Origin of the sequence: Chitinophaga qingshengii, assembly GCF_014529935.1 — a bacterium.
GTDB classification, from domain to species: Bacteria; Bacteroidota; Bacteroidia; order Chitinophagales; family Chitinophagaceae; genus Chitinophaga; species Chitinophaga qingshengii.
The window spans coordinates 1-26628 of record NZ_JACVFC010000007.1 but is presented as its reverse complement, the minus strand read 5'-3'; the positions used below and the strand labels follow the sequence as shown (position 1 = coordinate 26628).

Annotated in this window: 4 protein-coding genes; all 4 read right to left on the bottom strand. The window is 49.8% G+C overall.

Annotated elements, in window-relative coordinates; genetic code table 11:
- Positions 1 to 22 precede the first annotated feature (22 nt).
- On the bottom strand, positions 23 to 10756 hold the full coding sequence (locus ICL07_RS31230) for a non-ribosomal peptide synthetase (RefSeq protein ID WP_188091988.1): 10734 nt from the start codon (positions 10754 to 10756) through the stop codon (positions 23 to 25).
- The gene (locus ICL07_RS31225) at positions 10753 to 16617 is read right to left on the bottom strand and encodes a non-ribosomal peptide synthetase (protein WP_188091987.1); all 5865 of its coding nucleotides are present in this window, start codon (positions 16615 to 16617) and stop codon (positions 10753 to 10755) included. The genes ICL07_RS31230 and ICL07_RS31225 overlap by 4 nt, the downstream gene beginning before the upstream one ends.
- Complete coding sequence (locus ICL07_RS31220; RefSeq protein ID WP_188091986.1) at positions 16614 to 23138, bottom strand: non-ribosomal peptide synthetase; 6525 nt, start codon at positions 23136 to 23138, stop codon at positions 16614 to 16616. Before ICL07_RS31220 ends, ICL07_RS31225 begins: the two co-directional genes overlap by 4 nt.
- 36 nt (positions 23139 to 23174) lie before the next feature.
- Positions 23175 to 26628, bottom strand: a 3454-nt coding sequence (locus ICL07_RS31215; protein ID WP_188091985.1) for a non-ribosomal peptide synthetase, incomplete at its 5' end; no start/stop codon positions are given.

Genomic DNA, 26628 nt, shown 5'->3' with positions numbered 1-26628 from the left:
GTCTTTTTGGGTCGTTAATTGTTTAGAGGAAAAATTCTTCCACTTCGTTACCATTGTCCTGAACGGCAGCGGAAGTCCGCTCTCCTTTCATTTTGTCGATATAGCCTGCCAACAGGTGGATGGTAGGGTTTTCGAAGAAACGCCGGAGGTCTGTATTCACACCGGTTGTTCTGTAGATGCGGGCCATGATCTGGGTGGCTTTGAGTGAATGGCCGCCTATATCAAAGAAATCTGCGTGTATGCTTATCTTTTCGCGCATCAACACTTCGTTCCATATGAGTGCCAGGTTGTTTTCTGTTTCAGTAAGCGGTGCGGCATATTCCAGATCCGGTACATCCATCGGCGCCTGCAATTGGCTATAATCTATTTTACCGTTTGAGGTCAGGGGGAGAGCATCCATGTAGCGAAAGAATACAGGGATCATATAAACAGGCAGTCTCTCCCGCAGCCAGGACCGCAGGTCGGGTGTGCCGGCGCTTTCTGCGAGCACCACCCATGCTCCCAGCTGCCTGCGTTTGTCGGGGCCTGTGCCGGCCACTATTACGTTGACTACTGAAGGATGCTGCCGGATGGTAGTTTCTATCTCACCGGGTTCGATACGATAGCCTTCTATTTTCAACTGACGGTCTTTTCTTCCGCGGAAAACGATGTCGCCGGCGGGGGTCCACCGGCCCAGGTCACCTGTGGCATAGTATCGTTTGCCGTTGAGCAGCACAAACTTTTCCCTGCTCAGGCTTTCGTTATTAAGATAGCCGGAAGCAAGGCCTTCGCCCCCTACATACAGTTCACCATCAATGCCCACTGGCACCGGGCGACGCTGCCTGTCGAGGATCAAAGCCGAGGCATTGGATACGGGTTTCCCGATTGAAACGGGCTGATCGGGCGAAGTTATTTCGAGCACGGTGGTGATAACGCCATTCTCCGTAGGCCCGTAAGCGTTATAGATACGAAATCCGGGTGCAGCTGAGGCCATACATTTTCTGATATGGAATGTAGAGGCTTCTTCCCCCCCGGTAGCTATCCATTTCATCCATGCTCCAACTTCCGGCTGATGTTCTACCAGGAGGTTAAACAAAGCAGTGGCTACGAACATTTCACTGATCGCATGGCGCTGAATGTAGCTGGCAAGTGCTGTCAGGGAAATGACGGTTTCTTTATCCACCACATGCAGTTCGCCACCATGTAACAACGCATTGAAGATGCTGAAAACAGATCCGTCAAAAGCATAACCGGATGTCAGGAGAGAACGTGTTCCGGGACCGGACTGTGGCAAGGACTTTCCTGTCAGCAGCCTTACCATGGCTTTATGAGGCACCATAACGCCTTTCGGGATGCCGGTAGAGCCGGATGTATACATAATATAGGCGATGCTGTCCGCATCAATAGTCCTTGCAGGATTCATTTCTTCCAATCTTTCCGACCTCCTGATCAACTCATCGAGCGTTATTTCAGGCAGCAGGTGTCCCCATTCATTTCCGGCAGACGCTTCGTTTATCAGCAACGCCGGTCTGGTGTCTTCCAGCATATAACGGATACGCTGGTCCGGGAGCGCAGGATCAACAGGCAGATAGGTACAGCCGGCCTTCAATATAGCCAGAATGACGACGATCATTTTTTCGCTTCGCTCCAATTTCAGTGCGATGTTTTCCTTCTGCCCGATATGCAAGTCCTCCCGCAGCAAACGGGAGATACGGTTAGCCATGGCATTCAGATCCCGGTAGGTGACCTGCTTCTCTCCGTATACCAATGCAGTAGACCAGGGATATTTATCTGCTGTCACTTCAAATATATCTGCGGCGGTAGCGCTCGCGGGATAAGGGATTGATGTGTTGTTAAACTGTTTTACCACCAGTATTTCTTCCTGCGGTGTAATAAAATGTATCTGCTGTAAGGGAATATCGGCATGTACGCCTATTGCATTGATCAATTGCTTCAAATGCGCCGTCATGTTGATGATCTTATGCTTCATGAACAAGTCGGTATTGTATTGCAATTCGAGTGTCAGTGTTCCTGCCTCCTCCGTAAAGTTAAATGTGAGATGATATTTACTGACTGTTGCAGATAGTGCAGGGAAGGCTTCTACTGTCATGTTATCCGGCAGGGTAACGTCCTGATTTTGCAAAACCGGAAGCTGTAATGATACCAGCGTATCGAATATGGGAGAATGACTGAACACCCGGGGTATATCCAGGTCTTCCACCAGTTTATCGAAGTGATACGCCTGATGCTCGAAAGCCTCCATTGTGTGCTGTTTCACCTTTTTCAGCAGAGAGGAAAAAGTTTCTTCTTCCGATATTTTCACTCTCACCGGCAAGGTATTTACAAAGAATCCCACCAGCTGTTCGAGGCTCTCTGTATCGCGGCCGGATACCGGTATACCGACGACGAGATCATTTTGTGCGGTGTAATACCATAGCAACGCCTTCACTGCCGCAAGCAGTGTCATGAAGAGCGTAGCATCTTCCTGTTCGCTGACAGTCCGCAGTATTTTCGTTTCCTGTTCGCTGAATATGAGCTCCACAGCATCGCCATTAAAGGTTTGCACCTGTTGATAGGGAAAATCGACGGGCAACTCCTGTACCGGCAGATCGCCGCCCAGCTGCCCGATCCAGTAGTTTCGGTGTTTTTCGAGCCCGGCGCCCTGCAACTGCCTGTTTTGCCAGGCGGCATAATCTTTATACTGTATTGATAAAGGTGGCAATGCGGCATCCATCCCGTTTGTAAACGCGCAATAGTATTTCGTTAGTTCACTGATCATTAATTCCATGGACCATCCATCCGAAATAATGTGATGCATGGACAATACGAGGAGATACTTTTCCGGCGCGAGGCGGGCTAATTTCACCCGGAACAATGGCCCCTGCTCAAGATCAAAGGCTGTACCCATTTCATTCCTTACCAGCCGTGCCGGGTCAGCATCCCCGCTCAGGTCAAGTTGTTCCATATAAAAAAGCACGTCGTTAGCGGAATGTATTACCTGCCGGACCTCATCGTCTATCATCATAAAGGTGGTGCGCAGGCTTTCATGTCTTTCCACCAGTGCCCGGCACGCCTTCTCCAGCGCGGGGATATGCAATATGCCGTTGATGGAAAGCGGCGCCGTTATATTATAGATAGTCGTATTTTTTTCAAACTGGCTGATGATCCACAAACGGCGCTGCATGTGAGATACTTCATAATGCAGTGCCGGCGGCAGCGGAACAATGCCGGTGCTCATATCTGCTTCCTTTTGCACCACCAGCTCCGCTAATGCTTTGATGGTAGGATGATCGAAGAAAGTATGTATATTCAGCCGGACGCCCAGCGCTTTATGAATCCTCGATATAGCCATGACTACTTTGAGCGAATGGCCTCCCAGCCTGAAGAAATTATCGTTTATGCCAACATTGCTTACCTGCAGTACTGCTTCCCAGATTGCGGCGAGCTTCAGCTCTGTTACAGAAGATGGTGGTTCAAACAGCGTATTTTCAGTGGCCGATGTTCCAGGCACAGGTAATGCGGTCTTGTCTATTTTACCGTTAACAGTCAAGGGAATTGTGTCCAAAGGAATAATGTACTGTGGCATCATGGCGGCAGGCAGCTGTGTAGCCAACGCTGTTCTCAACGATTCAACGCCGGTATCTTTGGGTTTCATGACCACGTAGGCTGCCAGCGCATCTGCGCCTTCTGTATCCTTGCAGGCGGTGACAATACATTCCTGTACCCGGCTGCAGTCACTGATGAGCTGCTGTACTTCTCCGGGCTCTATACGGTGACCGCGGATCTTCAGTTGATCATCTATACGCCCGAGGTAGGCGATATTACCATCCGGCAGCCATAGCCCTTTGTCTCCGCTGCGGTACATCAGTGCAGCGGTATAGGTATTGGCGACAAAACGTTCTGCCGTCAGGTCCGGGCGGCCAATGTATCCTTTCGTGACGCCCGCGCCACCAATGCAGATCTCCCCGGGCATACCGGGAGCCTGTAGTTTTCCGGCTTGATCCATGATGAAAATGTCGGTGCCTGCAATGGCCTTCCCGATCGTAACGGTATGCGCGCCTCTGGGTATTTCCGCTATCATACAACCAACTGTTGTTTCCGTAGGTCCATACTCATTATAAACACGCATATCAGGGTTCAGGCTATGTAATATATTTACCTGTTCCGGCGTCAGCTCTTCTCCTCCAACGATTGCATGCATAATTGCCGTGGAAGAAATGGAGAGGTGCGGTAACAGGCTGATATGCGAAGGCGTCAATTTTATTGCGCGGATGTGGTTATGCGGATCAAAGATATCCCTGAGCATCTCTCCAATATCCCCTTCTCTCCAAATATAAAGGGTATCTCCCCGCATCAGGGTAGTGAAGATACTGGTAAGCGTAAGATCGAATCCCAGCGAGGTAAAGCAGGGAAAGTGAAATCCGGATCTATTATCGAAGTAGTATTGATTGGCCCATCTCAGGTAATAATTTATATTTCCCCGCGTAACAGCCACGCCCTTGGGATTCCCTGTTGATCCGGAAGTAAAGAGCACATAGGCCAGCTGATCCATATCTGTTGCCGGCAGGGTTGTAAAGGCGGATGCTTCCATTACCGGCAGCTGAATATCTGCTACAAATACCTCACCCCCGAAATTTTCCGTTGCGCGGAACATACCGTCAGCATCGGTCAATAAGACGCGTACACCTGCTTCCTTCAATATATAACGGATACGGCTATCCGGATATGCGGGATCTATCGGCAGAAAGGCCATGCCGGCCTTGAGAATACCCAGCAATGCTATTACAGCCCATTCCGAGCGTTGCATACAAACGGCTACCGGCTCATCAGGCGTGGTATGGGCTTGCAGCAGGTAGCTGGCCAGCCGGTCAGATAACTGCGCACAATTTTCGTAGGTAATACTGCGGCCTTCACATACCATTGCCGTTTGCAAGGGATGATGTGCCGCCTGTTGCGCAATGCGGGCGACCACATCTTCGAAAGGCTGCAAGATTTCCCTGGGCTGCGGTTGCAGTAACCTGTTACGTGCTTCGGGCGTTACCAGTTCTATATTGCCGATGCTGATTCCCGGATCATCCAGCAGTTGTTCCAATATAAACAGAAAGTGATCCGCAATACCCTGCATAGCGCTACGATCGTATGCGGCTTCATTATAGGAAAAAAGCAGGGTAAGCCGCTCACCCGGGATAATGGTGATGTACAGATCATACGTAGTTTGCTCCTGGCTGCCGGACAGCTCCAGTGCAGGTCTTCCCCAGTTATCACCTGTATCATCATCCGGTTTATTATCCACAGGGAAGTTTTCAAATCCGATGAAGTGATCAAACAAACCGTATTTCAGTTCAGCCGCCGTCTGTATCTCTGCCAGCTGTGACCACTGATAAACGTGTGATTGCAGCTGTTCATATTGAACGGAACGGCATAACGACACCAGGGAAGTTTGATTGTCTATCCGGACTCTTACCGGAATGACGTTGATGAACAGGCCAACGATGCTTTCAATATCCGGTATTTCAGGAGGACGGCCAGACACTACCGCACCGAATACGACATCCCGTTTCATCGTATATCGACCGAGCAGAATGGCCCACACTACCTGTAGCAGCGTATTGACAGTAAGCTGTTCATTGGCTGCCGTGTACGCAAGTGCAGCTGTTTTGTCGGCAGCAATGGTCAATACATGTTGTTCTTTTTTGTAGATGCCCTGGCTATTTTTTTTCTTGCCGGGCAAGCTGGCCAGTTCATCATAACCTGCGAGGTAATGCTTCCAGTAGCCCAGCGCCGCAGTCTGGGATTGCCGGGCGGCCCAGCTGATATATGTTTTGTAAGATATTGCCGGCGGCAGGTTCACTTCACGCCCCTGGCGGATGCTACTATAAATTTCGAGGCACTCATTTCCGAGCAAGGCGGAAGACCACCCATCCATAATGATGTGATGATAGTTCCAGATCAGCTCATACAAAGCATCCTGCAACTTCAGCACGGTGACACGCATCAACAAGTCTTTGCCGAGGTCAAAGCCTTTCTTTTTATCGGATGCCCTTAAAGCCTGGATGCTGGTATCCTGTTCTTTTTCACCCGACAGGTCGATAAAGGTGAAGTCAATATGCCTTTCTTTAAGGATTACCTGTACGGGCCGGCCGGCAGTTTCATCATCAAAAATCGCCCGCAGTATATCATGTCTTGCTATTAACAGATCAAAGCTCCGGCGTAGTGCCTCTACGTCAAACACGCCATGGAAGCGGTAAGAGAACTGCCGGAAGTAAGCATCGCTTTCGAGTCCCGTACGGCTGTGAAAGAACAAGCCCTCCTGCAAAGGAGAAAGCGGGTAAACATCCTGCGGCGCATATTTCTCTGCGAGCGCCTGCCGCTCCTCTGGTGTAAGGGTATGGAACGTATATTCCGGTATCACCGGACCGGTGGTTGCTCTTCCACTACGGCTATACAGTATATCCAGCAATGCAGCCTTAAATGCAGTGGATACACGGGCAACATCTTTTTTATCGAGACATTCCTTATCGTAATCCAGCTCCACCTGTAACTGTCCTTCGGTAATAACGGCCGTTACCTCCATCGCAAAGAAACGTTTATTATCCGGATGGCACTCAGCGCCCCTGTCTTCTGCGGCGAGCCCAAACGGTTCCTCACTCACAGCCGTATCAAATCTCCCGAGGTAGTTGAAACTCACTTGTACCGGCATGTCCAAATGGCTTCCGGTGAGATATTTCAGTATGCCATAACCGATACCTTTGCGTGGCACCTTATCCAGTGTCGCTTTTGTTTCCAGCAGCAGGCTAATGGGATCGCCTATACTGTCTATATTGATCACTACCGGGTAAATACTCGTAAACCAGCCCATCGTGCGGGAAACATCCATTCCCGGGATGATGTCTTCCCGGCCATGCCCTTCCAATGCCAATGCTATCATTTTCAGGTTAAATACCTGTGCCAGGCTTCTCGACAACGCCGCCAGCAATACGTCATTGGCAGTAGTGCCATAAAGATCATGCAAGCCGGCGCCGAGCAATTGCGTACTAGCTTTATCGAACGTAAATCCCAGGGTATCTCTTTCCGGTTGTTCACTGGAACTTTTCAGCGGGATCAGGGCTTGCAGGGCCATCCGCTCCTGTTCTTTCCAGTATGGCAGCTCCTGTAATATTTCATCATTGCCGGCGTACTCCTGCAGCCGGGCTGCCCATTGTATGTAGTCATCCGTGCAAGGCGAAAGCGAGAGGGCTTGCTGTTCATTATACTGTGTGGTGAGGGTGGCTATATCTTCCAGTAAGATCCTCCAGGATACACCATCTGTGATCAGGTGGTGCATCACCAGCAGCAGGCGGTCAGCATCAGGCAAATGATAGATACACGCCTTCAGCAAAGGACCTGTGGAAATATCAAGCGAAGCCTGGAGCTTATCGGCGTGCAGGCGCAGGCTTTCCGAAGGATAGGCCGTACCGCTGAGGTCTGCTTCTTCCAGTGTGAAGAAGCCCGGCTGTTCAGCATATTCCTGTACCCAGCCGCCGTTCTTCTGTTTGAAAACCAGTCTGAAAACATCATAATGAGCAGTGATCTTTTCAAATACCTTTCTCATCACGTCTGTTTTGAATTGGCCCCTGAGCATTACAGACTGGTTGAAATGATGCGGTGCGGCAATATCCGGCTGCGTCAGCAGGCGGGCCTGTATGGGCGTGAGCGGCGCGCTGCCAATATCATGCACACTCCTGGCAACGTGCGTCATCCCTTGCGCCTGTGCAATCAGATCAGCCAGACGGGGATAGGCGAAGATATCGAATACCTTTACGGTGTAGCCTTCTTTTGCCATGCGCGCAACTATCTGGATAGCGTTGATTGAGTCACCTCCCTTTCGCAGGAAATTATCGTTCAAGCTTACCGGTGAATACCGGAGCACTTCTGCCCACACACGCGCAAAAGCCTTCTCACGGTCTGTTTGCGGCAATCTTGTTTCATCTTCTCCTGTTACTGGCTGCATCCGGGGATCAGGTAACAGGGCGCCATCTATTTTTCCGTTTGGTGTTAAGGGAAAGTTTTTCATATGCACACAAACGGCGGGCATCATATATTCCGGCAACTGTAAAGCCAATATCTGCCGCAGATCCTGATCGTTGTAAACGGTACCGGTATAATAAGCGGCGAGATATACACCACTTTCGTGTTCACGGGCCATCACGACGGCATTGTCAATGCCCGGTGTTCCTTTCAGGACTTGTGCTGTTTCTTCCGGGTCTACCCTGTACCCTCTTATTTTCAACTGAAAATCTTTCCTGCCGATAAATACGATGTTACCATCCGGCAACCATCGCGCGAGATCACCCGTTTTATACAGGTGTCCGAATGCCGGTTGCCCGATGTATCCCTTTGCCACACCGGCGCCGGATATGCAAAGCTCTCCTGTTACACCTACCGGCACTGGCATATCCTGTTCGTTCAGTATATAGGCCGCGTTGTTGGCGATGGGGCGCCCTATCACCGGAAAGTCAGCAAAATGCGCCAGCGTATCTGCGGTAATTTCTTTAAAAACCGTACCAATAGTGGTTTCTGTAGGCCCATAGTGATTAATAAAACGGCACCGTGGCGCCAGTGATAAATATCTTTCGATATCGGGTACCCTGATCCGCTCCCCTCCCACAGTGATCAACCGCAGGGCAAATCTATCTATGTGTAAAGCAAGATCACTCTCGTTCACCAGCAGTGAAAGGTGCGAAGGCGTTAACTTGATATAGGTGATCTTCTCATTCTTCAGCGTACTGACAAGCATTTCAAGGTCCAGTCGTTCTGTTTCCGGCAGGAGGCAAACGGTGCCGCCGCTGTAGAGTGCAGACCACAGGGTAGTATAGGTAAGATCAAAAGCGACGGAAGAAAATACCAACGCTTTGTCCGAGTCAGTGATGCTGAATGAGGAAGAGAACCAGGAGAGATAATTGGACAGGTTACCATGCGTAATCTCTACGCCTTTGGGGATGCCGGTAGTGCCTGAGGTATAAATATTGTAACAAACCTCTTCCCTGCCAACGGCAATGGCCGGATTCGTATATGCGGCAGCGTTAAGCCGGCTGAACAACCCGTCAGCGGGCAATACCGGGCATTTCAGGGCGGATGTGAACATGCGGTTGGTGATAATACATGCAGCCTTGCTGTCTTCCAGTATAAACTGCAGACGTTTCAGAGGAATGCCGGTATCCAGCGGTATATAGCTGCAGCCGGCCTTTAGTATGCCGATCAATACCACCAGCATATCTATAGAGCGGGGCAAGGCCACGGCTATTTTATGCCCGGGCTGTAAATGATGCTGATGAAGCAGGCAAGCTGCCAGCCGGCCGGCTTTGTCATTTAACTCGCTGTAGGTATATCGGGCCTCTCCAAGGGTCACAGCTATACGTTCTCCTGAGCGTATGGCATGCTGTTCCAGCGATTCCAGCAAAGTAGCTGCAAGCGGCAACGGAGGCTGCGATCCGCTGTATACATGCATAATGGTGCGTTGCTCCTCCGGATATAAATCCAGCAGCGCCGAAATAGTCACTTCATTATCTGCTGCTATGCGAAGCAACATATTCCGCATGGACTGCTGCAGGCAATTGATCGCTTCCCGGGGTATATGCTGCGGTTCATAGTAATAGTGAAGTGCCAACCCTGACGCATGGCGCCATGCAAAGATTTGTAACAGGAACCTGTCCGAAAAGCTGTACAGATGATCAATGTGGTTGTTGTGCCATTGCATCACATCTGCAAAAGAGAACCCAGCCCTGAAGAAGTTGTATTGCCCGCGTAACAACTGTGTCGCTTCTTCCAGCAGGAAATTGTCCTGCCACTGCCTCATCTCTTCCAGCTGCTCGCCGAGCCGGCAGATAAAATCCGTTACGGGCAGGTTCGCCTCTACTGTCAAACGCAGGGGCAGCGTTTGTGCAAGTGGCCCATTTATCCCTTCAAATGCTTCATAGCTGCGGCATGGCTCCACTACGCCGACGACGGGTGCGATATTGTCGCCATGCCGGAATAACACCAGGTACCAGCAGGCCATCAACAGTGACTCGAGTGGAACATGGCTGGCATGGCAACAGGCTTGTAGTTTTTCGAGGCAATCATGATCGATATCCGTTTGCAGGACGCCCGGGTGAGCCGGCGGTTGATGCAGGCGCTGCGACTGAAAGGGATACGGGGCTCTCATGTTTTCCCGGAGGTGCTGGTATTGCCAGAAAGCGGCCGCATCTTCCTGTGGCTCTGTTAACAACTGGTTATGCCATTCAGAGAATTGAATAAACTGCGGCGGGTCATTTTCCGCTACCGGCTTTTCTGCCGGTATCAGTTCCTGCAAAACATTTTTCAGGGAAGCCAGATCGCCTGCAGTAGCGGATACCCCCAGCAGTAGCAGGCCCTGATCTTTTCCCGTGATCAGCAACTCAGCAGCAATGGCGGCATCAGGATCATTCAATGCACATATCATAGCATGCCTGTGTTGTGCGATCTGCATCATTTGCTCAGCTGCAGGCAAGTGCTCAAGAGATATTACTGACAGCTCAAAGCCTGTATATTGCCGCACTTGCTGACAAACAAAATCCATCCCCAGCTCCTTTATGAATACAGTCCTGAAAATATCGTGTTTCCTGATGATCTGTTTCAGCTGCATTTGCAGCCCGGTAATATCCGGTTGATGGATGCGAACGGAGCATACATGCGCCATTCCTTCCATCCCTGCTGCTTTTAAAGCCATCAGCCTTCTCTGTACAGGCGACAACTGGTATATGTTGTTCATCTCTTTCATACGGTAATCGGATTAAACATGGCCACCACAATTTTTCGGTTTCCTTCAAAGGGGTTGCGTCCGTGCGCCATCAGCATATTATCCAGTAGCAGCACGTCACCTTTCTTCCATTGGAAAACTATTTTGCAATGTTCGAAGGCGGCGGCAATTTCGGCTATGGTTTCTTCTTCGATAGGCAGGCCGTTTCCATAATAAGTATTGAATGGCAGTTCGGATTCTCCTCCTAAAACCTGACGCATGGTATCTTCCATCAGCCATTCATTGTAAAAGTAACCGTGATTGAACCATATTTCTTCTTTTGTGAATGGGTGCCGGAGCACAGCGGGGCGGTCCCACCGGGTACGGAGGTGATCGTCGCTTATCCAATTGTAGTCAATACCTGTATCAGCAAAATATTGTTCTACTGTGCTTTTATCATCTGTCTGAAATACCTGTTGCCAGGAGAGGCCGACTCCGTTTCTCATATTCCTTACGTAACGCACACCGTTGGCGGCGAAGCGGTCTTTCGTTTCCTGCCGCAGCTGTTTCCACACTTGCCGGACATCGGCTATCGGTGTTTCACCACCGGCTGTTGCCGGGGTAATACAGCAGAACATAATATTCAAGGGCCACTGCATGGAATACGACAGCTCGTTGTGCATATGTATAACCTGGTGATGGGGATGGTCAGTAGAAGTATACAACTGTCCTGTGATAGCGCTACGCGGAGAAGTCTGATCAAAATACCGGAGTTGTTTTCCGTCGAAGCTGTCAGCAACTTCCTGTACACGTTCCGGCGTATCGATGTTGAATCCGCGGAACAAGATGCCTCCGTATTGTCGCAGCGATTCATCCACCTGCGCCCGGTTATTTTCTATCCAGTAGTTCAGCTTTACGCCAATGACAGTGCTTTCCACCAATTTAACGGAGGAAGCTCCATTGGAAAGCAGGGATTCATTCACCATGGAGGAAACCGTGGCAGGCTGCGCTTTTGCCTGGAAGAATTTTTCCAGGTTCTTCTTCCTGGCTTCGTTCCTATTCATGTTAGTGGCGTTTTTATGTTCAACAGTTAATTCGTTTATGATGGTGGAAATGCTGGTATGCATGTATTGCGGCAATTGATGCATTAACCGGGAGAAGGTGCCGGATATGAGCCTGGCGGTATGATCGCTGAATAGCCCTTTGTTGAAAGAGCTGCTGCATCCGATCTCTCCGTTCGCATCTTCCCAGGCGTGTACCCACAGATCGGCTTTCACAGTACGGGCACCCTCTGCATAGGCTTCTATTGTATAGTTGCTTTGTTCGTAGATGGCCACGGCTTCTCCCGGCCCGATCGTATTCAACCATGTAAATCCGACATCAAAAAGCGGCAGGCGTCCCGGATGCCGTTGCGGTTGCAATGCCTTCAACAGCAGATCGAAAGGATAGTCCTGATGATTGAACGCATCCAGGGTATTCTCCTTTACCTGGTGCAATAAAGCTGTCCATTCCTTTTGCGGGTCGATCCTGTTTAGCAATGCCAGCATGTTCATATAGCAGCCTATCTGTCCTTCCAGATCCACATGGGTCCGTGCAGCGACAGGCGACCCGATCACCAGTGTTGTTTGCGCAGTAAACCTGTATAGCAGCACGTATATGGCCGACTGCAACACCATGAACAGGCTGGCACCGGCGGCGGCGGCCATAGACCGGAGTTGATCCGCCACATTTGATGGAATGGTAAACCGCAGGTCGATGGCATCAAATGTTCTGTGTTCCTGCCTGGGATAATCGACGGGCAATTGCAGCAGCGGTATTTCAGCAGAAAATTTGTCGAGCCAGTACCTTAGCTGTCTTTCAGCTGCCTGGCTTTCGAGGAACTTCAGTTGCCATACAGCATAATCCCGGTACTGTAATTTCAGGGGCGGAAGGGTAGATGTATTTCCCTTGCAGCAACTGTCGTAGAGCATGGTCAGCTCTTTCAGGAAAATATCTTCAGACCAGCCGTCGGAAATAATGTGATGCAGTACAAACAGCAGCAGGTATTTCTCTTCTTCTACCTGTAACAAATCTACTCTGAACAGCATCCCTTTTTTCAGGTCGAAAGGCTGCCACAGCAATAATTCTGCCTTTTCCCTTATTGCATCTTCCGTTGCACCGCGCATGCCGGTAATGGTGAGATGTGGCTCCATCTGTTCGACGGGCAATATTTTCTGTGAGGGAACACCATCGACATCAATAAAAGCTGTCCTTAATATTTCGTGCCGCCCGGCCAGCAGGTATAGTGCCTGCCGGAGTGCGGCAGCATTCAGGCGGCCGTTGAAAATATACTTCATGGGCATGTTGTAGGCCATATTGCCTTCGTACAACTTTCCGGATACCCATATCCGTTGTTGTGCGTGCGACAGCGGATAAGTTGCGGCTTCCGGCGCCCGGTCAATATGTAAATCCGTTTCCACAGGCAAGGTTGCCAGGTGGGCTGCCAGTTTCCTGACGGCGGGATACATGAAAATATCCTTCAGTGAAACACGCAACCCCATGTCGTGATAAATGCGGGAAGTTATCTGAATAGCTTTGAGGGAATGGCCACCGTTCCTGAAGAAATCTGCCAATACACCTAATCCATCCTTTTCCAGCACTTGCTCCCAAATGGCCAGCAGTTTACTTTCCAGCTCACTTTCAGGTGGCGCATATTGTTTGCTGCCAGGTGAGCCGGTTGGCGCCGGCAATGCTTTCCGGTCTACCTTGTCACTCAGGTTCACGGGAAACGCCTGCATAAATACAAAGTATGAGGGCCACATGTAGTCGGGCAACCTGGCAGCCAGAAAATCCTGCAAAGCATCCGCTACTGCCTGGTCTTCCATTTCTGTCCGGCTTTTTATGACATATGCTACCAATGCTTTCCCGGATGGCGGGATGTTCTTCATCTCCACAACGATATCCTCCACCCATTCATGTACACGGCATATCATTTCAATTTCCGCCACTTCCACTCTGAAACCGCGCACCTTGATCTGCATGTCGGTACGTCCGCAGAATTCAAGGTTGCCGTCGGCCAGCCAGCGGCCAAGGTCTCCCGTGCGGTAGATGGTTTCTCCCAGTGTACCTGCAAATGAATTGGGAATGAATACTTCACTGGTTTTTTCCGGCAGATTCCAGTACCCGGCGCCCACCCCGATACCGGACACACAGATTTCGCCGTAATATCCGAATGGCAGCAGTTGCCGGCGACTATCAAGCAGAAAAATATTAAGATTGGGCAAAGGCCGTCCGATGGGTACTTTCAGGGTATCTGCAGGCAAGGCATCTGCAATGATGTATTGTGTGATATCGTCTGAAGCTTCAGCGGGCCCGTAACCATTCAGTATGCCAACATGAGGGTACAATGCACGCCATTTATTTACAACAGCGGGCGTTACTTCTTCGCCCACAATCATCATCCACTGCAGGTGCTTTAAAGCAGGGCGGCGTTGCGGGTAGTATTCCAGAAACGATATCAACCCCGCGAGATATGATGTTACAAATTCTACGATACTCACTTCCCGGCTTTCCATTACCGCCAGCAGCTGGTCATAGCGCTGAATATCTTCTTTGTCGATAATTACACAGGCGCCGCCGCGAAGCCATGGCGCCATGAATTGCCACACCGAAATGTCGGAGGAGATATTAGCGCTCTGCAAAAAGCGGAAACCGTCAGCAAGCGATAGTTCCTGGTATTCCGCCAGTATATGATTCACTGCTCCGTCGTGGCGCAAGATCGCACCTTTAGGTTTTCCGGTGGTGCCGGATGTATATACCATGTAAGCCCAGTCTTCCGGCAATATGCGGACATCCGGATTATTTTCCGGCATGCCGTTGAGCTCCTGGCTGTCGGCGACTTTCAGCGCCAGCATATTTTCCAGCAGTCGCCTGTCTGTTTTTAATTTATCTGTCGCAAGCAACAGTTTGACGCCTGTGTCTTTAAAAAATGCAGGATCCGTTGTTATCATCTGCGCAGCCGTTATCAAGGCAAAAGGGGTGCTATCCTGCAATTGCAGCTGTATGCGGACTTTCGGATGCTGCGGATCCAAGGGTACATATACGCCGCCGGCCTTAATGATACCGATGATGGCGCATGCGAGGTCCGCGCCTCTTTCGAGATACACGCCAACAAAATCGCCCTTCCGGATGCCATGGCGCAAGAGCAGGTGTGCTATCCTGTTGGCTGCAGTATTCAGGTCACGGAATGAAAGCACTGTTGCACCATGTATAACGGCCGGGGCTGCGGGAAATTTCTCCACTTCCCTTTCAAACAGTTCATGGATGGTATGGCGATAGTCCGGCGCCCTTTCGGAGTAGTTCAGCTCATACAGCAATAGCTCCTTCTCCGCTGGCGGTATATAGTCCAGCGCCGTAATCCGGGTGTGGGCATGCGCTACCACTTCCCGCATTAACAGCTGCAGATGTACTATCATCCTGTCGATGCGCGCTGCAGAAAAAAGATCGGTATTGTATTCGATGCATACTGCCAGTGCGTTATCATACCCTGTAAAATCGAACGACAGGTCCAGCTGGCTGGTATTACCATCTATCGGCAAGGGAGTTGCGTGTATCGGTGCATCTTCCGGAAAGCCGCCTGCGAGATAGGCGTCAGGATTGAAGCTGAGTAATACATCAAAAACGGGAGACCGGCTCGTATCCCTGTAGTCGCTCACCTCTTTCACCAGTTTATCAAAGGGATAGAGCTGGTGCTCATATGCTGACAATACAGTTTCACGGGTTCTTTTCAATATCGATAGAAATGAATCGTCTTCCTGTATTTTCGTACGCAATACAATTGTATTTATATAAAAGCCCACCTGATCTTCCAGTAACTTGTCCGGGCGCGCTGCTACCGGTGTGCCCAGGACGATATCCTGCTGGTTGGTATAGCGGAAGAATAAGGTATTCATCAAGGCCGTTAATCCCATAAAAAGGGTACAACCTTGCTCCTTCAGCAGTGCTGCAAATGCCAGGGAAGTATTCACCGGGAATTGTGCTGATACCAGGCGGCCGTTAAATGTTTGGGCAACAGGTCTGGTATAATCTACCGGGAGGTCCAGCACCGGCAGATCATCTCCCAGTAATTTTAGCCAGTAGTCCCGGTGCCGTTGCATTTCTCCGGATTGCAGCCATGTTTCCAGCCACATAGTATAATCCCTGTATTGTATGGGCAGCTTATCGGAAAAACCAATGCTGCCGCCTGTTTCCTGGCGATAAAACCGGATCAGGTCTTTCATCAGCACTTCTATCGACCATCCATCACTGATGATATGATGCATCACAAACAACAGGTAATACTGCTGCGCCGATCTCTTCCATAATCCAATCCTGAAAAGCGGTGCGGTATCGAGTTGAAACGGCAGATCCCTGAATGCCTGCAGCTTTTCCATCATTTCTCTTTCCTGTAACGATTCATCACTATAATCTGTATAGAAGAAATACCCGTTAATATCTGGCAATACGACCTGGCGGGGCTCATCTGCGATTTCCCGCAGCGAGGTACGCAGGCTTTCGTGCTGCGATACCAGCAGGGCCAGCGCCCTGCGGAATGCAGCAATATCAAGGCTATCCGGGAACTGGTAGCCAACAGCGATGTGATAGGCCGGTGCATCGCCGATAAGTTGCTGCAGTAGCCAAAGCCTTTGTTGCGAATGGGAACAGGGATAATGGTCCTGTTCTTCAAAAGCGGCCACCGGAAGGCGTTCGCCCGATCCGTTCTGAAGCCAGGCGATCACTTCGGCCTTGCGGGATCTCAATTCCGCCAGCAGCGCATCATTCTGCGCTCCCGCCTTTGGCATCATAACCTGCAAGCGGTTATCACCGGTCAACCTGATAAAGGTATCCTGCTCCATCAGTTGACCTATCAGCTGGTCTATGCTCATAAATCAATTATCTTAAATGCGGCGTCATCACCGGCGGTCATTGTGCCGGTATGCATCCATTTACGTTTTCCTATCTCTTCTGCCAGCAGCTCGATGGTAGGGTTTCTGAAGATATCACGGGGAGTGATATTGACCGGCCCTTCATTTGAAATACGGGTAACGAGCAGCGATGCCTTCAATGAATGGCCACCCAGTTCAAAGAAGTTATCGAATATGCTGACAGGAGAAATCCCCAATACCTGTTCCCAGATATTTACCAGCATTTGTTCTGTTTCGTTACGGGCAGCCTGATAATTGGCGGTCTGCAATGTCCCTGGTGGCGGCAGTGCCGCCTTGTTGATCTTTCCGTTGGAAGTAAGGGGCAATGTATCCAGCAGTATAAACTGCGCCGGTAACATAAAATCAGGCAGCAGATTTAACAGGTATCTTTTTACATCGGCAATAACAGGTATTTTGCCTTCCTTGCCGACAATATAGGCGATCAGCGATCTATTGCCTTGCTCGCCGGTGAATACAGTCACCGCGGCATTGGCCACTTCCGGATGATGCAATAAAGTTTGTTCTATCTCTTCCAGTTCTATGCGGTGCCCTCGTATTTTCACCTGCTCATCTTTTCTTCCTATGAATGCCACGGTGCCATCGGGTTGCCAGAATCCGATGTCTCCGCTGGCGTATACCCTTACGGGCGCGTCGAGGTAAAGCACACCGAACTTCTCTTCTGTGAGGTCGGGCCGCCGGTGATATCCGCGGGCCAGTCCCCTCCCCGCCAAATAGATCTCTCCCGGAACGCCTACCGGTACCAGTTGCCGGTGAGCATCCAGAATATATACCTGGCTTCCGGAAACAGGATACCCCAGCGGGATACTGAATTCGAAGTCCTGATCGATCTGATAGCAGGCAGAGAAGGCAGTATTTTCCGTAGGACCGTAACCGTTAATAATGCGGAGGCCTTTGGCCGCAAAGAGGTTCCGTATCCTGGCGATGTGTGCCGGCGATAATTTCTCACCGCCTACCAGCAGGTACTTCAATCCGGAAAATATATCAGGTGCAGTATCTGCCAGCTGATTAAACCAGGAGGTGGTGAACCACATGGTGTTAATAGCATTTGCAGTTAAACATTCCTTTAGCAGCGACTGATCCAGGAGCTCGTCGCGGGAAAGCAGGAATAATGTTCCACCGTTGAGCAATGCGCCCCATATTTCGAAGGTTGATACATCAAACGAAATGGCACAGGTGGGCAGTATTCTTGTCTGCTCATTTAATTCAATATAATTAGGATTTATTACCAATCTTATAATACCGTCATGCGACACCATCACACCTTTGGGCGTGCCCGTGGTACCCGAGGTATATATGATATAAGCCAGATCATCTGCTTTATTCACCAGCGGAGGTTCATGGGTAATATCGCCCTGGAGCGCATCTGCGATATTGATCAGCTCCTGATCCGGGAGTATCAGGCCCTCGCGGTATCCGCAAGCAATAGCTATACCCGCGCCGGACTCCGTGGCTATCATCCGCAATCTTTCAAGCGGGTAGTTAAGATCTACCGGCACGTAGCAGCCACCAGCCTTCAGAATGCCCAGCATACCAATGATCGTCTCCGCTGAATGAGTGCCCAACAATACTACCGGCGTATCCCGCCTTATGCCCTTTTGTATTAATAAAGCCGCCAGCTGGTTTGCTTTCGTGTTAAGCTCCAGGTAAGTCAGCGACCGGCCTTCCGCCACCAGCGCGGTATTGCCAGGCAAACGCCGCACCTGATAAAGGAATTGCTCCACAACAGAACCGGCAGCGGTCTCACCAGGACCAACATCATTAAACGTTACCTGTACGTTCTTCACTTCTTCGGCAGACATAACATCTTTGGTATGAATTACTTCTTTCGGATAGGTGACCAATCTATAAAGCAAGCGGAGGTAATATTCTTCCAGCCGTTTAATTTCTGCATTTGTATATAGTCCTTTAACATAGTGGAATGAGATCGTCAGGCTGTCGTAATACTCTATCATAATATCGAACAGCGTGTTGCTTACGCCAAATCCTCTGGAGGCTGAGCTCAATTCCATGCCGGCTTCCGCCTGCTCATACACATGAAAATTCAGGTAGCTGAAGAAAACATCGAACAGTGGGTTCCTCTCTGCGGACTTCTCTCCCGCCGCTTGTACGATATCTACCAATGGCAATTTGTCGAACCCTTGTTGCAGGTCGCTGGCCTGCTTAACCAGGTCGAGTATTTCGCGGGCATACAGCATCTTGTCAAATTTCACGCGGAATGGTACAGAGTTCAGAAAGCAACCCAACATTTTTTCTGCGTCTTCCAACTCCGGCCTGCCGTGGCACAGCACGCCGATGGTCAGGTCCTGCTTGCCGGTGGTCAATTGCAGTAGACAGAGGTATGCCGCCAGGCAGATATGTTTCAGGCTCATTTCATTTTGCTGCGCAAATTCCAGTAAAGCCATTTCCAGTTCTTTCTCCGGATAAAAGTAGTGGTAGTCTTTTTCCATCACATCAGCTGTGGCAGCCTTTCTGTCAAAGGGCAGTGGCAGCCGCTCATATCCATCCAGCTGTGTGGCCCAGAATTGCCTGACAGCCGGCGCCTGTTTGTATCGCCATTGATCTGCCACGAAATCTTTATAGGAACAATGCAAAGGTTCCAGCTTCAAAGGCAGATCTTTCCGGATCGTTTGATAGACCTGGCTTATTTCTGTGAGGAATACCGCATCACTCCATCCATCCATGATAGCATGGTGGCACCCCAGTAACACAGCGTGCCGGGATGCAGACAATTTAAACACTACAATTCTCCACAAACCGAACACTTTCCAATCCAGCCCTTGCCGGAGATCATCATTCATAAAATCCTGCATATATGACTGCTGCTGGTCTCCGGGCAGATGGTCAAGATCGTGATAAAAGATTTTTTCAGAGAGATCCAGAGAGCTGGCCACAACGATGGCAGGTGATTCAAAAGCATCAAGATAGAAGGCAGCCCGGAAGATACCATGCTTTTGAACAAGCCTGGCGATCGTATCCCGCAGCGCATCCAGGTCAAAGGCATCATCCCTGATCTCAAAAACCACGTGATTATGATACATGAACGGGTCCGCGAGGTTGTGATAGAACATACCAGCCTGTATGTCGCTCATAGGATAAAGGTCTTCATATGCACCCAGGCCCAGCTTTTCCACAACGCTTTGCTGTCGGGCTTGCCAGTCGGTCAGCGCCTGGTACGCTGCTGCTGCCGGCGGAAGGTCTACCGGCTCATCTTTCTGTCCGACGACAAAAGCAGCCAGCGTTTTGACGGTTTGATTGGCAAAAATATTATTGATCACCAGGTCCAGATCCAACTCCTTGTTCAACTTGCTCACCAGGGTGATAGCTTTAATGGAGTCACCGCCCAGAGCAAAGAAATTATCATGGATGCCGATCTTTTCTTTTCTCAACACTTCACACCATATACCGGCCAACTGCTCTTCCAGTGGGCTGACGACCATATCGGCAGCGCTGGATTTATGGATAATACTATCAGGCGGCGGCAACAATTTGCTGTCTATTTTACCGCTGAGAGATAATGGCATCTCTTCGATCTGCATCAGGCAATGTGGTATCATATAAGCCGGAAGCGACTTTTCAAGATGTTTTTTAATCGCATCTGTCACCAGTGGCGCACCTAAATTTTTCCTACCGGTATAATAAGCACAGAGAAATTTTTCGCCCTGTTGTTGTGGATCGGCTACTGCCAGCACCACCGCTTCTTTGATATCCGGGTACTGCATCAATGCCTTCTCTATTTCGCCAGTCTCTATGCGGAATCCCCGGATCTTTACCTGGTCATCCACCCGGCCTCTGAATTCGAGGTTGAGATCAGCTGTCCATTTTACGATATCTCCCGTTCTGTACATCTTGCCTTCGCCAAAAGGATCATCGATGAATCTGGCGGCAGTCATTTCTTCCCTATTCAGGTATCCTCTGGCTACGCTGTCCCCGGCTACACACAATTCGCCGGTAAAGCCCACAGGCACGGGTTGCAGGTATTCGTCCAGTACATACAATCGGGTATTATACAGAGGCTTTCCGATAGGTACAGAACTATAGGTCGACTCCGTTGATATGTTATTATCGCTGACAAAGAAGCTGGCCACCACGGTTGTTTCTGTTGGCCCGTATGCATTTACATAGGTAAGATGCGTTTTCCATTTCTTTTCCAGTTCGAAGTTACTCGCCGATCCGCCTGTGAAAAGTATACGTAAACTGTGTATATTCTCCGGGTTGAGATGTTGCGCATAGATGGGAGGCAACAGCGCCATCGTGATATTGTTATCATTCAGGTATTGCTCAAACCTGCTATACTCCTGAATAACGGCTAATGAAGGCATATACAGGGTGGCGCCCGTCAGCAACGCAGTAAAAATTTCGAATACGGATGCGTCAAAGCCCATGGTGGCGAATTGCAGGATATGATCTGCATTGGTTAGACCAAAAGTGTGGCTGGTATTAGCCACGAGATTGAGCACACCGCGATGTTCAAGCATCACCCCCTTTGGTTGTCCGGTGGTAGCAGAGGTATAAATGATATAAGCCAGATCACCGGGAACGTTTACCTGTCCGAGGTTTTCAGTGGGTCCGGTGAAGATACTTTTATCATCCAGCATTATCCACTCCGTATCACTGAACTCCGGCATGGAAAAAATGCGGAGAAAGGTATCGTTCATCGTGGAAAGTACTATTACTGCATGGGCATCTTCCAGGATGTATGCGATCCTCTCCGTGGGATGGTTGCTATCAATCGGTAAATAACAGGCGCCGGCTTTCAGAATGCCCAATATTCCGATCACTGTTTCCACGGAGCGGTCTGCGAGAATGGCCACAGGCTGGTCTCTGCATACACCTTTGCTTTTCAGGAGGTGGGCCAGCTGGTTCGCTCTTTTGTTCAACTCCATGTAGGTGAGTACTTCATGCCCGCCTTGTACGGCTGGCTGCAAAGGCTGTACGGCCACGAGTTCTTCAAAAATCTGGTGTACAAGTGCTTCCTTCCGATATTCCAGGGGCCCTTTATTACCGGCTTCGATAAGATGATTTTTTTCTACGTTGCCGAGCAGCGGCAGCATACCTAATGTCGTACAACTATCCTTTACAATAGCGGCGGCCAGCTGCTGGAAATGCCTGGCCATGTTTGCGATGGTCGTTTCCCTGAACAGATCGGTACTGTATTCAAAAGTGAAATAGAGGCGGCCGTCTTTTTCGATTCCGTCGAGATGCAGATCCAGCCGGGCAGACAGCCGTTCCTTGCCGGTATATGGCGCAACATCAAGCGCTATCGGAGCGATGCCGGAAACATCCATATTCTGAAATCCCATAGAGATATCGAATACCGGGTTGCGCGATGTATCCCTTGGTACGTTAATATCCTGTACCAACATATCGAACTGGTAGTCCTGGTTCTCCAGTGCCTCGGCAAATATTTCCCTTATCTGTTTCAGATATACGTCAAAGGGCATATCCATTCCGGGCTGCGATTTTATGATCAGTTTATTGATGAACATACCCACTACCCCGTTCAGTTCGGCGCGTGTCCTGTTCGCCGTATCAGAGGCAATGATCAGTTCATTTTCGTTCGTGTACCGGAACAGCAGTGTTTTAAACATGGCTACCAGCAATACATAGAGGGTAGCGCTATTGGCTGCGGCGAGTTGTTTCAGGCCTGCCGTCAACTGTTCATCCATTTGGAAGAGAAAGGTATCCCCCTTGAATGTTTTGATCCTGGGCCGCGGAAAATCAGCGGGAAGGTCGAGCACGGGCAAAGGCCCCTTGAATTTGTCCAGCCAGTATCTGCGCTGTTGCTGGAACCATTCTTTATTCAGTTGTTGCTGTTGCCAGACAGCGTAGTCTTTATAGTGAAGGGCTACGGGCGATAATCCGAGGCCGGCATAGAGCGCAGCAAGCTCTGTGTTGAGCACCTCTTCGGAGATACCGTCAGAAATGATATGGTGCTTATCCTGCAACAGCAGATGAACCTGCTCTCCGTTCCGCTGAATCCTGATCAGCTTTGCACGGAAAAGTGGTGCGACAGAAAAATCAAAAGGCTGCATAAATGCGGCAACGGTATTATCCAGTTCTTCATCTGTCAGCGGCCGTTCATCCCTGACCTCATAGTCTAAATGAAAGTTGACCGTTGGATGTACTACCTGTACCAGTTGGTCGTCCAGCAGGTGAAAGGAAGTTCTTAACGCTTCATGACGATGAACCAGCTGCCGGAAGGCATGCGCAAGCCGTTCAACATCCAGGTGTCCTTTCAACCACAGCGCTTGCGGCAGGTTATACACGATTGTAACCGGATCAATCTGATACATGGTAAACATCCGCTTCTGTGCGGAAGACAAGGGATAGTTAGCCATAGAAGGAGCCGGTGTTATCCTTTCTGCGTCCATCCCTTTCATTCCTTTCTCCCTCAATCTGGATTTCAGCATCTCCCGCTGATCTGCGGACAGATTCTTCAATTCGTCAAAAATATTTGCCATTGTGAGAAGTGATTAACAATTAATAACGGTCATTAATTATTGCAGGCTTTCCGATTCATCCGCTGTTTTATCCAGCGCTTCCTCGAAAAGATGTTTTTGTTCTTCATAAAAGCCGAGGATGATATCACACTGCTCCCTGATGGTGGGGCTGAGGATAAATCCTGTCAACCTGATATCTGTAAAAAATCGTTCATTCATCAACGCCAGCATATTCACGGCCCGGAGGGAATTGCCACCGGTCTCGAAGAAATTATCTGTTACCCCGAAAGCGCTTGTCTTGAGCACTTCCTGCCACAATTCGTGCAGGGCCGTCTCCAATTCATTGGCGGGTGGTTCATGTCTTAAAGCTTTGAGCTGCCCTGCTTCTTTTGCAGAGGGCAAGGCCTTACGATCCACTTTGCCGTTGGCTGTCAGCGGAATTGTTTCCATGCTCACAAAATATTGAGGCACCATATAGAACGGTAGCTTGTCTATCAGGAAATTCCGCAGCGCGGATATGGCAGGCGCGGCTTCTTCTTTTACCGGGGTATAATAGGCGCAAAGGTATTTCTCATGTATATTGTCAGTATCGCTTTCAGCGATCAATACAGCGTTATCCACAGCAGGATGTTGCATCAGCGCATTCTCTATTTCCTGCAGCTCAATGCGGAATCCGCGGATCTTTACCTGGCTGTCTTTTCTGCCGCCGAAAGCAACATTGCCATCCGGTAGCCAGCGGACCACATCTCCCGTCTTGTACATTCGCTGTTTGGCAGAAGAAAATGGATCGGGCAGAAAACGGCCGGCGGTAAGATCATCCTTGTTGATATATCCCCGGGCCACACCCGCACCGCCAATATATAATTCGCCCCATACCCCTATGGGAACAGGCTGCATCATGCTATCCAGGATATAGTAATAAATGTTGTCCAAAGGTCTGCCGATGGGCACTGTTGCACCATATTGAATGTCACCTTCAAAGCAGGAGGAGTCGATGGCTGCTTCAGTTACACCATAACTGTTCATCACCCGCGCTGCAGGCACATACCTGCTACGGAGCGACAGGTAATCTGCTGTGGCGAGTACGTCGGCACCTACGACAATGGTACGCAAAGACGCGTTACCAACACCGGCTGTCATCATTTGCTGCATGATACTCATGATAACCGCAGGCGTAGCCTCAATAATATTTACCTGGTGTTCCAGTATGGCGCGGTAGTAAACATAGATATCAAAGTTCCGGCTGTCGGCGATGATCATTTTACCGCCATTTGTCAATGCACGGCACCAGTCGCCCGTAAACACATCAAATGCGATATTGGCAACGGAGAACAAAACCGGTTTAACCAGATCCAGCTGGTATTTTTTCCTCCAGCTCAAGGTAATATTCAGCAGGTTCCGGTGCTCCAGCATCACCCCTTTAGGCATACCTGTAGAGCCTGATGTATAGATAATATAAACCAGTTGGGCAGGATCAATTTTTATGACAGGGAGTGCTGCGGAGAATTTTTCAATCTGCGGCCATGCAGCTTCCAAAGAGATCACATGCCGCCCGTCCGGAAACGTATAATCGCTATCCGTTATAACAACCCCGACAGCTGCATCCTGCAACATATATTGCACTCTTTCACGTGGAGAAGCTGGATCAATGGGCACGTAAGCCCCGCCTGCCTTGATAACGCCGAGCATGCTCACTATTACGTCAACAGCACGTTCCATCAAAACAGCTACCCGTACTTCTGTCTTCACACCTTTTGTTATCAGGTAATGCGCCAGTTGACTGGACCGCTCATCCAGCTGCCGGTAGGTAAGTGTTTGCGTATTGAATACAAGCGCGGTCGCTTCCGGATATTGCGAGACCTGTTCTCTGAACAGATCCAGCACGGTCAGTTGCTGCGGGTAAGTTCCGGATGTTCCCCTGAAAGCAGTCAGGAGTTGTACGCTTTCTGCGGGTGTGAGCATTTCCATGCGGCCCAACGGCATATCCTCATGCTGCAAGGCAGCGGTGATAAGCATTTTATAATGACCGATCATTCTGTTGATGGTATCTTCGAGGAACAAGGCGGTATTGTATTCTACTTTCAGTAAGAGTTCCCCGCTTTCACCCGCCGTACTTACCGAAAATGTCAGGTCAAACCGTGACACGCCATGATCAAGCGCTACCTCCTCCAATAAAATATCTTCCAATGAAAGCGTTGTATCTATCGGTACATCCTGCAATTCAAACATCACATTAAAAACGGGGTTATAGCTCCGGTCAGTTGATGCCGGGAGATTTTCAATCACTTTTTCGAATGGTATATATTCATGGGCATAAGCGGCGGCAACTGTATCATGCAGCTGTCGCAGGAATGCGGAGAACGGCATTTCCGGACGCACTTCACTCCTCAATGCGATCGTATTGATAAAACAACCGACCAGCGATGCCATCTCAGGTTGTTCCCTGTTGGCAACGGGCGTTCCTACGCAAATATCTTCCTGGCTTGTATGCCGGTATAAAAGCACTTTGAATGCGGCGAGCAATGTCACGAACAGCGTTGTATTGCGACGGGCCGCCAGGCATTTGATGCCATCCACCATGTCTTTGTCAATACTGATGCCAATAGAGCGTCCCTGATCACCAGGTATTGCCGGGCGAATGAGATCGCATGGTAGTTGAAGCGGAGATACGCCAGTCAGTTGCCTTGTCCAGTACGCTACCCCGGCATCCAGCAGGTCCCCTTGCAGACATTGACGCTGCCATATGGCATAGTCAGTATATTGTACAGGTAATTCCGGCAGCGCAACGACAGATTGTTTCAGATAAGCGCTGTATAAGACTTGCAGCTCCTGTGCTATCAGATAAATCGACCAGATATCTACTGCGATATGATGAAATAATAACAGGAGCACATGCGTATGTTCGTCTATCCTGATCAATTGCAAACGCAGTGGTATATCAGTTGCAAGATCGAAGGGCCTGGCAATGATCTGATTGATGAGCAGAGATAGATGGCCGTGATCCGCGCAGGCTGTATCTTCTATGAGTGGCAGATGCCATTCCGGTGTATCCTGCACAAATTGCCAGGGCACTCCCTGATGTTCCCTGATCAAAGTCCGGAGAGCAGTATGCCGTTGAATAATCGTGCTCAGCGCGTTTTCTAGTGCGCTTTTGTTCAGCACACCGCGAAGCCGCAAAGCTACCGGTATATGATACGAGTGGCTTTTCCCTAATTTATCCAGGATCCAGAAACGCTCCTGTGAATAAGACAAAGGTATCTTTCCTGTAATCGCAGCGGGCGCAAGACGCGGTATGGACAATGATTTCCGGTCATCGCCCAGCACTTCACTGAGCTGCGCAATAGTGGGATAACGGAAGATATCTTTGACGGCCAGTTCCGTTTGCAGTTTATTGCGGATGGCCGTAGCCAGCTTGATAGCAGAAAAAGAGTTACCTCCCTGTTCAAAGAAATTATGATGGATACCTGCCTGGCTTACCTGTAGCACTTCTTCCCAGATGGCCGCCAGCTGC

Bases quoted from the DNA above. Each gene is read 5' to 3' on its own strand.
- ICL07_RS31220 (WP_188091986.1), bottom strand. From the start codon at position 23,138: ATGGCAAATATTTTTGACGAATTGAAGAATCTGTCCGCAGATCAGCGG.
- ICL07_RS31225 (WP_188091987.1), bottom strand. From the start codon at position 16,617: ATGAGCATAGACCAGCTGATAGGTCAACTGATGGAGCAGGATACCTTT.
- ICL07_RS31230 (WP_188091988.1), bottom strand. From the start codon at position 10,756: ATGAAAGAGATGAACAACATATACCAGTTGTCGCCTGTACAGAGAAGG.